At 59.6% G+C, this 16599-nt stretch carries 14 protein-coding genes; 6 read left to right on the top strand and 8 right to left on the bottom strand.

The annotated features are described in order from the left end of the window. Positions 1-40: 40 nt before the first annotated feature. Entirely contained in the window at positions 41-1984 is a 1944-nt protein-coding gene (locus AC2FH2_RS18395; protein WP_496824759.1) for an AMP-binding protein, read from the bottom strand. A 575-nt stretch (positions 1985-2559) separates the two neighbouring features. Here AC2FH2_RS18395 and nadA point away from each other — a divergent pair. The 3 genes from nadA to nadC are packed head-to-tail and all read left to right on the top strand — an operon-like array spanning position 2560 to position 6038. After that, a complete protein-coding gene (gene nadA / locus AC2FH2_RS18400) occupies positions 2560-3612 on the top strand; it encodes a quinolinate synthase NadA (protein WP_496824746.1) in 1053 nt (350 codons plus the stop codon). A 6-nt stretch (positions 3613-3618) separates the two neighbouring features. Continuing rightward, complete coding sequence (locus AC2FH2_RS18405; protein ID WP_142637517.1) at positions 3619-5187, top strand: L-aspartate oxidase; 1569 nt, start codon at positions 3619-3621, stop codon at positions 5185-5187. Continuing rightward, complete coding sequence (nadC, locus tag AC2FH2_RS18410) at positions 5184-6038, top strand: carboxylating nicotinate-nucleotide diphosphorylase (protein ID WP_496824749.1); 855 nt, start codon at positions 5184-5186, stop codon at positions 6036-6038. Before AC2FH2_RS18405 ends, nadC begins: the two co-directional genes overlap by 4 nt. A 41-nt stretch (positions 6039-6079) precedes the next feature. Here the strand turns inward: nadC and AC2FH2_RS18415 are convergent, their stop codons facing one another. From AC2FH2_RS18415 to AC2FH2_RS18435, 5 genes are all read right to left on the bottom strand, one after another. After that, positions 6080-7054 (bottom strand): hypothetical protein, encoded by a 975-nt coding sequence (locus tag AC2FH2_RS18415; protein WP_281973874.1) that lies wholly within the window; start codon positions 7052-7054, stop codon positions 6080-6082. Between the two features lie 91 nt (positions 7055-7145). Next, entirely contained in the window at positions 7146-7598 is a 453-nt protein-coding gene (locus tag AC2FH2_RS18420) for an SRPBCC family protein (protein ID WP_142637510.1), read from the bottom strand. A 144-nt stretch (positions 7599-7742) separates the two neighbouring features. Next, positions 7743-9281, bottom strand: coding sequence for a tripartite tricarboxylate transporter permease (locus tag AC2FH2_RS18425; protein WP_142637508.1), 1539 nt, complete (start codon positions 9279-9281; stop codon positions 7743-7745). A 10-nt stretch (positions 9282-9291) separates the two neighbouring features. Further along, positions 9292-9723, bottom strand: a complete 432-nt coding sequence (locus tag AC2FH2_RS18430) for a tripartite tricarboxylate transporter TctB family protein (RefSeq protein WP_142637505.1) — start codon at positions 9721-9723, stop codon at positions 9292-9294. 86 nt (positions 9724-9809) lie between these two features. Then, positions 9810-10778 (bottom strand): Bug family tripartite tricarboxylate transporter substrate binding protein, encoded by a 969-nt coding sequence (locus AC2FH2_RS18435; RefSeq protein WP_142637503.1) that lies wholly within the window; start codon positions 10776-10778, stop codon positions 9810-9812. Between the two features lie 147 nt (positions 10779-10925). Here AC2FH2_RS18435 and AC2FH2_RS18440 point away from each other — a divergent pair, with 147 nt between their 5' ends. From AC2FH2_RS18440 to AC2FH2_RS18450, 3 genes are read left to right on the top strand one after another with little or no spacing between them, the layout of a single operon-like run. Beyond that, a complete protein-coding gene (locus AC2FH2_RS18440; protein ID WP_496824751.1) occupies positions 10926-11597 on the top strand; it encodes a response regulator transcription factor in 672 nt (223 codons plus the stop codon). Beyond that, positions 11590-12987 carry a sensor histidine kinase gene (locus tag AC2FH2_RS18445; protein ID WP_496824753.1) on the top strand — a complete coding sequence of 466 codons (1398 nt, stop codon included), beginning with the start codon at positions 11590-11592 and terminating at the stop codon, positions 12985-12987. Before AC2FH2_RS18440 ends, AC2FH2_RS18445 begins: the two co-directional genes overlap by 8 nt. After that, entirely contained in the window at positions 12984-14018 is a 1035-nt protein-coding gene (locus AC2FH2_RS18450) for an ABC transporter substrate-binding protein (RefSeq protein WP_496824755.1), read from the top strand. The genes AC2FH2_RS18445 and AC2FH2_RS18450 overlap by 4 nt, the downstream gene beginning before the upstream one ends. Here the strand turns inward: AC2FH2_RS18450 and AC2FH2_RS18455 are convergent. Both AC2FH2_RS18455 and AC2FH2_RS18460 read right to left on the bottom strand, forming a co-directional pair. Next, entirely contained in the window at positions 14015-15511 is a 1497-nt protein-coding gene (locus tag AC2FH2_RS18455) for a heme biosynthesis protein HemY (RefSeq protein ID WP_271950672.1), read from the bottom strand. The genes AC2FH2_RS18450 and AC2FH2_RS18455 overlap by 4 nt on opposite strands. Positions 15512-15521: 10 nt before the next feature. Further along, the coding region (locus AC2FH2_RS18460) for a COG4223 family protein (RefSeq protein WP_496824757.1) at positions 15522-16599 on the bottom strand (1078 nt) is incomplete at its 5' end.

Below are 16599 nucleotides of genomic sequence, written 5' to 3' on the forward strand. Positions count from 1 at the left end.
CGGGGCGACGACCGCAGGTCGAGCGGCGCACGACCGGCCCTCATTCCGCCGCCACCTTGTGTTGCGCAACCGGAACAACCGGCGCATCGACAATCTCAAGCGTGGCACTGATCGACCCCTTGCGGCCGTCCTCATAGGTCACCTCGGTCGTGGTCGAAACGCTTGAAGACCCGTCGTAAAGGGCGGTGATGATGTCGTGGAATTTCTCTTCGACAAAGCCCCGGCGCACTTTGCGGGTTCGGGTCATCTCACCGTCATCCGCATCCAGTTCCTTGTGCAGCACCACAAAGCGATGCACCTGACAGCCCGACAGCATTTCATCGGCGGCGACCGATTTGTTGACCGCTTCCACATGGGACTTGATTGTCTCTAACACTTGCGGATGTGCCGTTAGTTCCTGATAGGACCCATAGGCGACGTTGTTGCGCTCGGCCCAGTTCCCCACGGCGGTAAGGTCGATATTGATGAACGCCACGCAGCGATCCTTGCCATTGCCGAACAGCACGACCTCAAGAATATCGGGATAGAACTTCAGCTTGTTCTCAACATATTTCGGCGCAAACATCGAGCCATCGACCATTTTTCCGACGTCCTTGGCGCGGTCGATGATCCGCAGATGACCGCTGCTTTCCTCAATGAACCCGGCATCACCCGTGGCCACCCAACCCTCGGCATCCTTGGTCGAGGCGGTCGAGTCCGGGTTGTTGTAATATTCGACAAACACACCTGGCGAGCGATAGTAGATCTCGCCCGTTTCGGCGATCTTCAGCTCGACATCTGGCGCGGGCACACCAACCGTATCGGCGCGCACCTCGCCATCGGGCTGCACGGTGATGAAGACCGTCGCCTCAGTCTGCCCGTAAAGCTGCTTCAGGTTAATCCCCAGCGAGCGGTAGAAATCGAAAATCTCAGGCCCGATCGCCTCGCCTGCCGTATAACCGACCCGGAACCGGCCATACCCCAGCGTATCCTTCAGCGGCCCATAGACCAGCAGATTGCCCAGCGCGTATTTGATCCGATCACCAAACCCAACCGCTTTGCCATCCAGCAGTAACCCACCCACCTTTTTGGCATGGGCCATAAAATGGTGGAACATACGCTGCTTCAGCTTGCCCGCATCTTCCATCCGGATCATGACGTTGGTCAGCTGCGTTTCAAATACCCGCGGCGGGGCAAAGAAATAGGTCGGACCGATCTCGCGCAGGTCGGTTATCATCGTGTCAGCGCTTTCGGGGCAGTTTACACAGAACCCGCACCAATAGGCCTGACCGATGGAAAAGATAAAATCACCTACCCAAGCCATTGGCAGATAGGACAGGATGTCCTCATTCCGGGTCAGGTGATCAAAATCGGATGAGTTTCTGGCGCTTTCGATCACATTGCGGTTCGACAGCACCACGCCTTTCGGCTTGCCGGTGGTGCCCGAGGTATACAGCATCACACAAGTGTCGTCATAGGTGATCGCAGCGATACGCGCGTCCAGCTCGGCATCAAAGCGAGCATGACCTGCGCTGCCTTCGGCCTTGATGTCGTCCAGCGCGTTCATCTGGGAATGATCATATTTCCGCATGCCACGCTTGTCAGTGTAGAGGATGTGTTTGATCTGGTGAACTTTTTCCTGAATCTCGATGACTTTATCGACCTGTTCCTGGTCACCGCAGACGACATATTTCGCACCGCAATGTTCCATCACATATGTCATCTCTTCGGCGACCGCGTCCTGATAGAGCGGCACCGGAATCGCACCCACCATTTGGGCCGCAACCATCGACCAGTAATGCGCCGGGCGGTTCCGGCCTATGACGGCGATATGGTCGCCCTTTTCAACGCCAATCTCAAGAAACCCCAGCGCAATGGCGCGGATTTCCTTGGCCGCCTCGGCCCAGGTCCAGCATTGCCAGATCCCGAATTCCTTTTCGCGATAGGCCGGGGCATCCCCGAACTGAGTCACATTGCGGTGTAGCAGCGCCGGAAGAGACTGCATCCCTTCAGCGCCTGACTGCGTCTGAGTCAATCTTTTTCTCCTCCCCACCCGGCCCCTCCCCGGGCCGGAAATGGCGGGTCCGGGTCTGGCCCGGACGCCAACGCCCCGATTAAGGGACGTCGACACGATCAGCGTCAAGTTTTGCCTGATGTTTTCTCAATTCTTACGAAATGTAACAAGTTGGGCCGTGCCGCCCGGGTCATACACCTCGTCAGAGACCCGACCCGAGATGACCACAAACTGTTCCGCGAACTGCAAATTTGCAGCAGGTAAGCGCATTCATCCACGTATACCGGTATTGGCTTGGGGTTTTGTATGTTTACCGCGCCTGGAATTCACCGTATGCATCCCGCAACTGAGTAGGATATTCAGAGCGGTTTTTCATGCCGATTTGCTATGCATGTGTATCGACCGAAGGCATCGGTTATGCGGAATGATCCAGATCGCATGACCAAAACCGCTCGAATTGTGCGATCAGAGGCGTGCGCCTTTGAAATCAACCGTTTTCTTGGACGGTCGGGCAGCACGAATTCCGACCCCTTTCCCACCCCAATACGCAAGGCAGGACTGCCGAGATGAATGTCACTCACCAGAGCATCACCAATGTGCTTTCACAGCATTATGACCTGACACCTTCGACCGAATTGGTTGAGGAAATGCAGGAGACCTATGCCCGGATGGACCGGGTGGTGACGCCGCCGGATTTCGCGATCTATGCGCCCTATATCAAGGCGATCAATGCGCTTAAAAAAGAGCGGAACGCGGTCATTCTGGGCCATAACTACATGACGCCTGAAATTTTCCATGGCGTGTCGGATTTTGTGGGTGACAGTCTGCAACTGGCGATGAAGGCCAGCGACGTCGAAGCCGACGTGATCGTACAGGCGGGCGTGCATTTCATGGCCGAAACCTCGAAAATCCTGAGCCCCGAGAAAATCGTGCTGATGCCGGACATGGCCGCAGGCTGTTCGCTGGCCGAAAGCATCACCGCCGAGGGAATCGACGAGATGCGCGCCAAATACCCCGGCGCGCCGGTCGTCTCCTATGTGAACACCACCGCCGAGGTGAAAGCCGCGTCCGATATCTGCTGTACATCGTCCAACGCCGTTCAGATCGTCGATGCGATGGAATCCGACACCGTCATCATGACGCCGGATCAATATCTGGCGCAGAACGTGGCAAATGAAAGCCGCAAGAACATCGTGTACTGGCCGGGCTCGTGCATCGTGCATGAACAATACACCGCCCAGGACCTGCGCGATTTTCGCAAATGGAATCCGGGCACACGGTTGATTGCCCACCCGGAATGCCCGCCCGAAGTGGTGGCCGAGGCCGATTTCTCTGGCTCGACCAGCGGGATCATTAAGTATGTCAGCACCGAAAAGCCCGAAAAGGCGATGCTGATCACCGAATGCTCGATGGCCTCGAACATCGCCGATGAACTGCCCGAGGTCGACTTTGTCGGCCCCTGCAACATGTGCCCCTACATGAAGAAGATCACGCTGCAAAAAATCCTCTATGTGCTGCACACGATGGAAGGTCAGGTCGAGGTTGACGCCGAGATCGCGGAAAAAGCGCGCCATTCGGTGCAGGCGATGATCGACCTGTCGCGAAAGCTGGGTCACTGATCCGAGATGGAAACCCTCACCACCGACCGCGTTATCATCGTGGGCGCCGGGCTGGGCGCGCTCTATGCTGCGCTGAAACTGGCCCCGCATCCGGTGGTGATGATCTCTCCTGAAGCGTTGGGCGAGGGTGCTAGTTCTGCCTGGGCGCAGGGGGGAGTGGCTGCGGCGATGGACGCCGATGACAGCCCGGAAAGCCACGCGGACGACACCGTGAATGCCGGTGCGGGCACCGTTGATCCGCAGGTGGCTGAATTGGTGACGCGTCAGGCGCGCGACTATATTCTGGACCTGACCACGCTGGGCACGCCTTTCGACCGGACCGCGGGCGGCGATTACGTGCTGTCGCGCGAGGCCGCGCACAGCTTTGCCCGTGTCGTCCGGGTCAAGGGCGATCAGGCAGGCGCGCAGATCATGGCCGCCCTGATCGAACAGGTGCACGAAACCCCGTCGATCCAGGTTCTGGAGGGCACCATGGCCCTTGGGCTGGACGTCGAAGACGGGCGCGTTACCGGCGTCAGCATTCAGCGTGCGGATAATGGCGGGTCAGCCCCGGTGATGCTGCGCGGGGCTGCGGTTTTGCTGGCCGGGGGCGGGTCAGGCGGGCTCTATGCGCTGACAACCAACCCGCCGCGTATTCGCGGGCAGGTGATTGGCATGGCGGCACGCGCGGGGGCGCTGATTGCGGATGCCGAATTTGTCCAGTTCCACCCCACCGCGATGGATGTAGGTGAAGACCCCGCGCCGCTGGCGACCGAAGCGCTGCGCGGTGAAGGGGCCATTTTGATCAACCGTCATGGCGCGCGGTTCATGCAGGCCATCCACCCGGATGCCGAGCTTGCCCCGCGCGACGTCGTCGCCCGCGCCATCTATGCGCAGGTTCAGGCGGGCAACCGTCCCATGCTGGACACGCGCGAGGTTCTGGGCGAGGCGATCAAGGCACAGTTCCCCTCGGTCGCCGAATATTGCGCCCGCAATGGCATCGACCCGGCGCAGGAACCCATCCCCGTTGCCCCCGCTGCGCATTACCACATGGGTGGCATCGCGACCGAAACCAGCGGATGCGCCAGTATCGACGGCTTATGGGTCTGCGGTGAGGCATCCTCGACCGGGTTGCACGGTGCCAACCGTCTGGCCTCGAACGGTCTGCTTGAGGCGCTGGTCTACGCCCGCATCTGCGCGGAAGGCATCGCCCGGACCCTGCCAACACCTAGCGCGACGCCGCCGCTGGAAATCACCTTTCAGGACGGCGGCACCCCATCTGACCCTGCCGCCGTGACAGAGCTGCGCCAGACCATGACCCGCTATGTTGGCGTTATCCGTGATCGCAAGGGCCTGATCAAAGCGCTTGGCATCATCGCGCGGCTAGAGGCAGCAAACAGCGACAACCCGTCTTTCCTGAACATGTGCGCCACCGCCACTTTAATCGCGGCGGGCGCTTTGGCGCGCGAAGAAAGCCGCGGCGCGCATGAACGATCCGATTTCCCCGACCCCTCGGCCGGACCCGGCAAACGATCCGAAATGTACCTTTCCCAAGCACTCGCCATCCGCGCGCAGGCCTGCAAGGAGCAATCATGAGCTTCTCTACCGTTCCCGATCTTGTCCTTGAACCGATGATCCGCATTGCCCTGATGGAAGATCTTGGCAGCTATGGCGACGTCACCACCCGCGCGGTGATCCCGGCGGATACCACCTATGATGCTTGCCTGAACGCGCGCGAGGATGCGGTCGTGTCCGGCATGCAAGTCGCGGCGCTGGCGTTTCGCCTGATCGACCCCTCATTGGACATCACCACGCATATTGCCGATGGCCAACCCTGTAAGGCAGGCGATACGCTGATGACCATCAAGGGATCGGCCGCCTCAATCCTGTCGGGCGAACGGGTGGCCCTGAACTTTGCCGGTCGCCTGACCGGGATCGCCACAAAGACCGCCGGCTTCGTGGCTGAAACTAAAGGCACAAATGCCCGCGTCACCTGCACCCGCAAAACAACCCCCGGCCTGCGTCTGGTTGAAAAACTGGCCGTGCTGCATGGCGGCGGGTTCAACCACCGATACTCTCTGTCAGATGCGATCCTGATCAAGGACAACCACATCGCAGCCGCTGGCGGGGTGCGTCAGGTGCTGGAGGCCACCAAGGCCCATGCCAGCCACATGATGGCCGTCGAGATCGAGGTCGACCGTCTGGACCAACTGGCCCAAGTGCTTGAGGTCGGAGGCGCCTCGGTCGTCCTGTTAGACAATATGGACAATGACATGCTGCGCGAGGCGATGGCGATGGTGGATGGCAGGCTCAAGACCGAAGCCTCGGGCAATGTGAAGCTGGATCGCATCGCCTCAATCGCGGCAACGGGTGTTGACTATATCTCTTCAGGTGCATTGACCCATTCGGCGCGCACCGTGGATTTGGGATTGGACTTTCCGGTCTAGACCACGGTCGCGCGTCAGCACTGGCACATGGGCTACAGCTGCTAACCCTGTGCAGAAAGCTCCACCATTTCCCTGTGCCGGTCCCGCGCCTGCCCCTGTACACGCTTGACGAAGGGCTGAGGCAGCTCCGGGCCAAGGCGCGTCCCATATTTTTCGCAGGATTTATCACCGATCAGCTCAGCGAACCTGACCCATGTCCGAAAGGCAAAAACGTCCCGCAAGCTGAGGATCGGTTTGGAATTGCTTGGTCTTTCCGGGGCAGGCATCGGAATGTCCGTGAAATACGCCTCTTCGATCCCGCTCCAATCGGATGGTGTTTCAAAGTCGTCCCCCGCACCCTCGGAATACTTAAACGCGGGGTATTCCATACTGTATTCAGAACATCCGTGGGATATTTTTGAGTGAACCCCAGTGATCTCAAATTCCGCCTGTGCGGCACGGAAAATCGCAAGACACTCTTTCGCCTCTGCGATCGACTCACAATAGATATACGCCTTATAGGGAAACTTGACCGCTTCGCGCAGCTCGATCATGCTTTTTCTGGCATTGTCCCTGGGCAGCTGCAGGTTGAGCAGCAAGAAATAGACCTGAAACATCCCCTCAAGGTTCTCTGGCAGGATCTGCACCTTGTAGCACTCGTGGCACAGTCCACAAATCACCTTGGTTTCTTCAAAGAAATTCAGGCGTTGGCCGCAATTCCCATGCTCGCCATTGATGGTGATGGTTTGACCCACATAGATCTGGGCGATGGGCACGGCCAACTGGATTTTCTGTGTGTCCAGGGCTTTCATCCAACCAGAATAGGCGGCGGTCTGCCGTCCGGTGTCGACCAGGGCTGCCTGCCAGCCCTTTTTCAACCCGCCCGTCACCTCAAGCTGCGCTTTGCTGTAGGCGCCCAGATGCTGTTTCGGTAGGTTGGAGTATTCCAGCATCGTCACAAGCTGCCGGATGGCCTGTCGGTCATTGGGCTTGAGTGAAACCCGCTTCTCAAGACGTTCCAGCTGCGCGTAATCCATCACTCTGGCCTCCTGCTTCGGGTTTGGCCCGCCAGTTTTTCTTGTGATTGCGCCGAATGAGGTCGCCGTCAACTGAAATGCGCGAAACTGGCTAGCTGCCGGATTGTTCTGAGACGATCTCTCCGAGCCGGGTAAAGAATTTCCCCGACAGTTTCTTGGCAGTCCCGGCAATCAAACGGCTGCCAAGCTGGGCGATCTTGCCGCCGACATCCACCTTAGCAGTATAGGCAAGAACCGTCTCGGACCCGTCTTCGGTCAGGGTCACATCGGCACCGCCCTTGGCAAACCCCGCAGCCCCGCCCTTGCCCTCGCCCTGCAGCGAAAATCCGTCCGGTGCCTTGGATTTATCCAGCGTGACCTGACCCGCGAACCGCGCTTTCACCGGACCGATTTTCAGAACCACCTTTGCCTCAAGGTCTTGCGGCGAAGATTGGGTCAGCTCTTCGCAGCCGGGGATACATTCCTGCAGGATATCGGGGTTGTTCAGCGCCTCATACACCACGTCCCGCGGGGCAGCGATGCGGATTTCGTCACTGAGTTCCATTCTGGCATCCTTCGCACAACAGCTTTGTGCCTATCAATAACGCGGTTTTTGCCAAATGTTTCAATTTTTTGTTTCAGATCAGGATACGCGACCCCAAATCTTACCTAATCGGGCGCCACCGGTTTGCGGTGACGCCCAATGCGGTCAGTCGCTGATCGCGCCCTCTTCGTCGCGGCGCTGATGCATCTTGGCTTTGACACGCGCGCCTACAATCAGAGGCAGAACAAATCCGATCAGGGCAATGGACCACAAGCCGATGGCCAGCGGGCTGTCAACCAGCGTCCACCAGTTGCCATTGTCGATGGTGACCGCACGGCGCAGGTTATTCTCCATCGAGTTGCCCAGCAGCGTGCCCAGAATGATCGGCACCAGCGGCACGTCCAGCTTGCGCAGAACCCAGCCCATGACACCGAACCCGATCATCACCAGCAGATCAAAGCTGGACCCCGAGATGCCGTAAATACCCACAAAGCTGACCATCGCCACGACGGGCATCAGGATACGCGAGGGCACCATCAGGACGCGGGTGAACAGGCCCACCATCGGGATATTCATCGCGAGCAACATAAAGTTGGCAATGAACAGTGCCGCAATCAGGCCCCAGACCACATCCGGGTTCTGGGTGAACAGCAGCGGTCCGGGCGTGATATTCAGCGCCAACAGAACCGCCAGCAGCACGGCGGTGGTCCCTGACCCCGGCACGCCCAGCGCCAGCATCGGCACCAAGGCCCCCCCGGCGGCGGCGTTGTTGCCGGCCTCGGGCGCGGCGACGCCACGCGGATCACCGGTGCCAAATGTGTTGTCCTTGTCGACCAACCGTTTCTCCATCGAATAGGAAATAAACGAGCCCAAAGACGCCCCGGCCCCCGGCAGAACCCCCGCCAGAAAGCCCAGGAATGAGGTGCGCAGCATGGTCGGCATGCATTGCTTGATCATAGACATCGGCGGGTAAAGCCGCCCGATATTCAACTTGCGCCCAGCGGCATCCGATCCGCCATGACGGTTCTCCAGAAAGATGAACACTTCGGACAGGGCAAACAGGCCGACAATGGCGACAAGGAAATCCAGCCCATCATACAGGTGCACTTCGCCAAAAGTGAACCGCGGCACGCCGGTCTGGGTATCGACACCAATGGTTGCCAACCCAAGGCCCAGCGCAGCTGCAAAAGCCGATTTCGCCTGATTGGTCGAGGACACGCCGCCCAGCGTCATGAAGGCCAGCGCGAACAGGGCGAAATATTCAGCCGGTCCAAACAGCAGCGCGATCTTGACCAGCTGCGGCGCCAGAAAGATCAGGCCCCATGTGGCCAGAAACGCACCAATGAATGAGGCGATACCGGACAGCGAGAGCGCCTCGCCCGCAAGGCCTTTTTTGGCCATCGGATGCCCGTCCAAGCAGGTCATCATCGCAGGTTCGTCCCCAGGGATGTTCAGCAGGATCGATGAGATTCTCCCGCCATACATTGCCCCATAATAAACACTGGTCAGCAGGATCAGAGACGGCGTCGCGCCCAGCCCCAGCGTGAACGCAAGAGGGATCAAAATGGCCACGCCGTTCGACGGTCCCAGACCGGGCAACGCGCCCATGATCGTGCCCAGAAAACAACCCAACAGGGCCAGCAACAGGTTTTGCCATGTCAGCGCGATAGCGAATCCATCGCCAAGGGATGCAAGAGTTTCCATGACGTTCCCCTTAGAAACCCAATGGTCCGCGAGCCAGTGACAGGCCCAGAACCAGATGGAAGATGACGTAGATACCGACAGAAGTACCGATTCCGACCACTACGCTTTCGATCGGACCAGATCCCAGCCGCCAAGCCAGGTAAGCCGCAGCAAAGGCGGTAGAGATTACAAATCCCAGAACCGGCAACAGCTCGGCATAGAAGATCATCACGACTACAGCGGCGCCGACTTCGACCAGCCGGCCCAGCGCGGGCCACTCGGGCTCGGCATCCGGGCGCAACGCGATGACCGCGCTGGAAAGGCCAAGGATGGCGGCGACAATCAGTGGAAAGGCCTTGGGGCCAACCGCGTCTGACAGAAAGCTCTCTTCAATCGCCAGCGCTGACAGGGCAAAGCCGATGGCAAGAAGAATGCCGAAGACCCCGAATATGCGATCACTCATGGGTATCTCCTATGTAAGGGAAGTATGGGTCTGGTCGGGGTGCCGCGCGCCCGGCGCGACACCCCGCTCTCAGGTGAGTGCTGGTCTTATTTGATGATCCCGATCTCTTTCGAGATGGTCTGGATCTGACCCACGGATTGTGCAACAAAATCCTGGAAAGCTGCGCCTTGCAGGTCCAGCGGGGCCAGACCATTGGCGGCCATGACCTCTTTCCATTCATCCGAGGCGTAAAGATCACCGATCTTACCAACCCAATCGCCATAGGCCTCATCGCTCATTCCGCCAGGGGCGTAAAACCCGCGCCAGTTTGCGCCGATGGCATCAATGCCCTGTTCCTTGGCCGTCGGGAAATCGGCGAATTCGCCGGGAAGACGTTCAGGCGCCAAAACGGCGATGACTTTGATATCGCCCGAGTCGACAAAACCCTTGGCTTCCGAGATGTCACCGGTAAAGGCTTGAACCGAACCGGCCAACAGCTGGGTCACAGCTTCGCCGCCGCCATCAAAGGCGATGTATTTGACCGACCGTACGTCCTCGATGCCATAGGCATTGGCCGCGATCAGAACCTTCAGGTGATCCCAACCGCCCACGGCGGAACCGCCCGCCACGGACACAGACGTCGGATCGGATTTGATCTGATCCAACAGGTCGGGCAGCGTGTTAACCGCGCTATCGGCAGCAACGGCGATCACGCCATAATCCGCACCGATGGCCGCTAGCCAACGCACCTGATCCATGGTGTTGCCTGGATAGGCGCCCTGCGCCAGGCGGGTTGCCGTGGCCGCACTGGCCGCTACGATCAGCTCATTATCCTCGCCGCGCTTGTTGACGACCTCGGCAAAGGCAACACCGCCACCGCCGCCGGCCAGGTTCACAACCTGCATGGTCTGGTCGATCAGACCCAGATCCTGCAGAGATTTACCGACCTGACGGCAGGTGAAATCCCAACCGCCGCCGGGGTTGGCCGGGGCAATACATTCCTGTGCGCTGGCGCTCACGCCGGACAGGGCAAAAACAGCAGCCGCAATCGCGCCGCTTGTTCCAAACAGTTTCATTCGTGTCTCCTCCTCTGGTCTTTTTGGGCTGCGTCCTGCAACCGAAACCTGTTCCCGCAAGGGACTGTCCTTGCGGGCTGGTACTGTTTACAGAATAATGCTGTCACGAACCTGTCACAGAAATTCAGGGCAGGGCGCGGGGGGACAATGCGCGTATTGATGATCGAGGATGCCGTAGATCTGGCCGAGGGCGTAATGGCCCATCTGGCGCGGTCGGGCGTCGTTTGTGATCTGGCGACCACCGTCGAATCCGCAGGTGATTTCCGCGCAGTTCAAACCTATGACGCGATGCTTCTGGATATAAACCTGCCTGACGGGTCCGGCCTGAACTTTCTGGGCAAAATCCGAGACAGCGGCGACCGCACCCCAGTGCTAATGCTGACAGCACTGACTTCGGTCGAAGATCGTGTCGCCGCTTTGGACAAAGGTGCCGACGATTACTTGGGCAAGCCTTTTGACCAGCGCGAGCTTGAGGCGCGGTTGCGCGCCCTTGTCCGGCGCGATGCCGATCGCAAAAGCGAACAGATCACGCTGGGTCCGCTGATCTATGCCGCCAAGGATCGCAGCGCCACGCTGAACGGTAAACGCCTGAACCTAACCGCGCGCGAGGCGGCGGTTTTGGACGCCCTGATCCGGCACGAAGGTCAGTATCTGTCGAAATCACGGCTGTATAACTCGCTTTACGGGTTCGAAGACGCCGATGTGGGGGAAAACGCGATCGAGCTGTATATCGCACGGCTCCGCAAAAAATTCACCGGCAGCGCCATCAGCATTACCACCCAGCGTGGGGTGGGGTATCGGATCGGTCTGAATGACTAGGCTGCGCCTGCCCCACAGCCTGACGGCCCGCGTTCTAAGCGCGGTGGTTCTGATCCTGGTTCTGGGCGGGTTTCTCGTTGGTCTGTCGATCTGGGCCAATGGTCGCCTTGCTGCGCGGCAGGCCTATGACCGGCTGCTGCTGGGCGCGGCCAGTGACATTGCCGAATCCGTTCGCATTCAAGATGGCCAACCCTTTGTCGATCTTCCAGTCTCGGCCTTTCAACTGTTGGCACAGGCGCCTGATGACCGTATTTTCTATGCGGTTCAGGTACCGGATGGCCCGTTCATAACCGGGCTGGACCGGGACACCGTGATCGAGGTGCCGCCACAGACTGGCACTGCGCCGGTCTATTTCGCCTCTGATCTGAACGGGGAACCCGCCCGTTTCGTCCGCGTTACCCGCCTGTTTGCCGAGCGCGATTTCTCGGGCGAGGTGGAAATTCTGGTCGGCCAAACCCTGCGCGCGCGCCAATCCATGACCGTGGGCCTGATGCGCGATGCCTTGCTGCCCATGGCGGTGGCCGGGATATTTCTGCTGATCATGTCGTGGTTTGTCACCCGCTCGGCCCTGCGCCCGCTTGAGGCGCTGTCCGATGACCTGACCCGCCGCGATCCTTATGACCTGACACCGATGGCCAGCGACGGGTTGCCACACGAGTTGCAGGTGATGCTAAGCGCGATGAACCGGTTCATGGGGCGGCTGGATCGGCAAGTGGACACGATGCGAAACCTGATTGCCGACACCGCCCATCAGCTGCGCACACCCGTGGCCGCAATCCGGGTACAGGCCGAGATTGCGCAGGACGATCCCGACCTTCCAGCCCGCACGCGCGCGCTGGATCGGCTGTTGGGGCGCACCCGGTCACTGGGCACGCTGCTGGATCAGTTGCTGTCGCGCGCCATGGTGATCCACCGTATCGACAGCGCCCCGCGCCGGCCCGTCGACCTGCGCGAAGTGGCGCTGGACGTGCTGGAACACAGCGATCATGAATTGATGGCCCCCACCATTGAGGTGCGTCTGGAAATCGGCGATACGCCAGTTCTTGTGAATGGCGATGCCTTTTCGATCGGCGAAGCCGCCAAGAACCTGCTTGGCAACGCTCTGCGTCATGGTCTGCCACCCGTCCGTATTGGCGCCGCGCAAGAGGGCGCGCGCGCTGTTCTGTGGGTGCGCGATCAGGGGCCCGGGCCTGCGACCATAATCGCCGATCAGCTGGGGGACCGGTTCAATCGCAGCACCGGTTCGGGCGAGGACAGCACCGGCCTGGGCCTGTCCATCGTGAAATCCACCGCTGAGGCCTTTGACGGCCGAGTCGAGATGGGGCGGGATGAAACCGGGTTTCGCGCAGCGCTGAGTTTCCCGGCCAGAACAGATGAGAGCAGCACATGATCCGAGCCCTAGCCCTTGTCGTGCTGAGTTTGATTCCTTCGCTTTCGCGCGCCCAAGAAGCCATCGCAGAATTCGGCGCAGGTCAGGATCCGATGTTGATCCGGTCAACCACCGACATTGCGATCATCGCCCCCGTGCTCGAACGATTTACGGCGCTGAACCCCAATCTGCAGGTCACTTATGAACAATGGGGATCTAACGCTCTGTTCCAACACAGCCGCACGGTATGTAAATCAGGTGAGAATCCTGCAGACATCGTGTTCTCATCCGCGATTCAACAGATGGTCTGGCTGGTGAATTCCGCCTGCGGACACCGGTTTCAATCCGACCTTACCAACGCCCTGCCCGCCGCGCGACGCTGGCGGGATGAGCTGTGGGGGATCACCACCGAACCCGCCGTCATCGTCTATAACAAGACCTTGTTAAAGGATCAGAACGTCCCACGCAGCCGGTTCGCCCTGCTGGACATCATGCGAACCCAGCCGGATCTACTGCGTGGGCGCGTGGCAACCTATGACATCGCGGCCTCGGGTCTGGGTTATCTGTTTGCCTATGGAGACAGCCTTGAGGCCACGACTTTCGGCTCTTTGATCGAAGGTTTTGCACGTATCGACGCGGTGGCCACTTGCTGTTCTGCAGAAATCATCCGCGATGTGGCCAATGGGCGCTTTTTGATCGCCTATAACGTTTTGGGGTCTTATGTGACCAATGCCAAGGCCCCGGGCATTGGGGTGATCCTGCCAGAAGACTATACTCTGGTCCTGTCACGTGCCCTGATGATCCCGCGCCAGGCGCGGAACAAACAAGCCGCCACGGAATTCTTGGATTTTCTCCTGTCGCCACAGGCGCAAACCCTGCTGGCAACTTCGGGTCTCGTCGCCCAGATGGACACAGCCGATACGGGGTTAACGCCCAGCGCCCGAAGGTTCATCGCCCTGTCGCCGGCTCTATTGGTGGCCAGAGATCAGAACCGACGGGCCGAGCTGTTCAAGCTGTGGAACGACGCCTTCGACGTGGAAAGTGCGCGCTAGGTCTTTTCGTCGATGGCCGGTTCGATATCAGGCCGAACCGGTTCGATCTCTGCCTCGATAACCTCAGGCTCATCGGCCTCGTCGACCTCATCCATATCGGTGTCGGCCTTGTCCTCAAGCGCGCCAACGATCAGCGGCAGCATGTGAACACCGGTGGCCGAGGCGATCTCTGGCGTTTGCGGCGTTTGCCAGCTGAGCGTGTCAAAGCTGTGGCAGTTCTGACAGACCGGACCCCATTCCGGCTGAATGTCATGGCAGTTGTCGCAGACCCATTGCGGCCCGCGCGGCGCGTTCAGCGCCTTTGCCAGCCAGCCCTGCACAACCACATCCGAGGCCCCTTCGCCACGTTCAATCGCTGCCATCAGCGTATAGGCGCGGGCATCAGCCTGTTTTTCGACCACATCCCCCAGCGCGCGGCGGGCTTCGGGGAAATCTTCGGCGACGATGTTCAACTCGGCCAGAATCAGACAGGTTTCCGGATTCTGAGCGTGTATGCGGGTCAACGTCGCAAAGCGTTTGATGCGCTCGGCCGGTGATTCATCCGGTGCAATATCGGCAAAGGCATGGGCCAGATCGGGATGTGGCTGTGCCTCCCATGCCTTTTTCAGAATCTTCGTTGCGGCACGCGGCTTGCCTTTTTCGATATAGGCACGGGCAGCCATCGCTGCGGCAGGCACCAAATCAGGGGAAAGGCGGTTGGCCTCGATTGCCTGTTCCTGCTGTTCTACGGTCGAGCTTTCGTCCAGAATGCCCTTTGCCTCGGACAAGGCGAGCACCGCATCGCGGCGCTTGAACACATCGCGGGGCAAATGCCCGGATTTCAGCTTGGCGGTCAGCGTTGATCGGGCCCCAGCCCAATCCTGCGACTTGGTCTGCAGGCCCAGCAGGATATCTTGCGTTTCCTGATGGCGTGGCTTGATGGCCAATGCCTTTTCGGCCAGCTTCCGGGCGGTGTCATCATCGCCTTCGGCCAGCTTCTGCTTCATGATTCCGCGCACCCCCACAAAACGCGTGGCATTATTCGTTACCAGTTTCTTATAGGTTTCAGATGCCTTTTGGGTATCGCCATTCATCTCGGCGGCCTGGGCCACCAGCAGGTTGGTCAGCTCGGGTTTGTTCAGCAGCTTTTCGGCCTTGGCGGCCTTGTTCATCGCGATCCGCCCCTCACCCGAGGCAAGCGCCATGATCCCATCGGTTAATGCCTGATATCCGCGCTGTTCCCGGCTGCGGTCGAAATAACGCGATAGGGCTGTTTCATCCCCATTGAGGAATTTCAGCGTGGCGATCAGCAGGGTCAGCAGCTTGAAGAACAGCCAGATCGCAATGATCATCACGCCCAGCGCAATGACCGATTGAAGCGGACCAAGCGTGTATTCCGTGCCACCCGCTGTGATCTGCACCCCGCCTTTGGTTTCCATAAGGAACCCGGCGCCAAGAGCCAGCAAGCCGACAATCGCAACAAAAACAAGGATCTTAAACAGTGACCACAGCATAGCAGGCCCCTCAGTTCGAGTTCGCGCTTGAGGCAAGCGCATTTGCAGAATCCACAGCAGAAACCCGCGTCTGGGCCGCCTGTTCCCACCCTTCAAATGCAGCTTTGGCTGCATCGGGCAGGGATTTCAGCTCATCCAGGGCAGCAGAGACATCTCCGCCCGATAAAGCGGCTTGAGCCCGCGACAGGACCGCATCGGGGCTGTCACCTTCTTGCGGGGTAACCGAACGTGCACCTGTCTGGCGCTGCAAAAACGCGACAATTCCGGTGCCCTTGTCCGCGTCCCGCGCATCGGCCAGCGCCGTGCGCGCAGCGGGCGCAAAGCTGTCCTGAAGTGCTGCAATCGTCGCGACACCTTCGGTTGCCGGTGCTGCCAGCGCCTCGGGAACGGTTACGCCCGCGGCCTTCAGTTCTGCAATCAGGTCGCCATAAGGTTGACCCGTATTCAACTGTTCATGCACCCGTGACAGAAGGGCTGCATTGGTCGCCGCCAGTGATTTTGCTGCGGCCTCGGCCTCGAGCGTCTGAGCGTCGGACACCATCTTTTCCACCTCGGCCCGTTGCGCGGCCAAAGAGTCTTGGAGTTTTTTCAGCTCGGCCTCGATGGCCGCGCCGGTTTCAGGTGAAGCGCCCTGCGTCAGCGCGCCACTTTCCAACTCGGCCAAACGGCTGGCAAGCGGATCAACCTTGTTGGTCAGATCGGATATGCTGGACTTCACCCCATCCAGATCAGCGGTGATTGGCGCGATTTGGCCGGTCAGCGTGTCAATCTTCTGGGACAGGTCCGACCCGTCGGTCAGAGACTTCGACAGTGTTGATATCTGATCGGATTGTGCGGTCAGCTTCGCCTCAAGCGCGGCGATTGCGTCGGACTCACCCGAGGAGAACGCGCCGCTTTGACCCAGAGCGAACCCGGCCGCCGCAGCAATCGCACCGCCAATCAGCGCCGGGATAAAGCCGCCGCGTTTTTCGACCGGCGGTTCTGCGATGGTCTGATCAGGCGACGCAAGAGCGGCTTCGGCTTCGGCTTCGGCTTCGGCTTCGGCTTCGGCTTCGGCTTCGGCTTCGGCTTCGGCTTCGGCTTCGGCT

Source organism: Ruegeria sp. YTSA105, assembly GCF_059610225.1.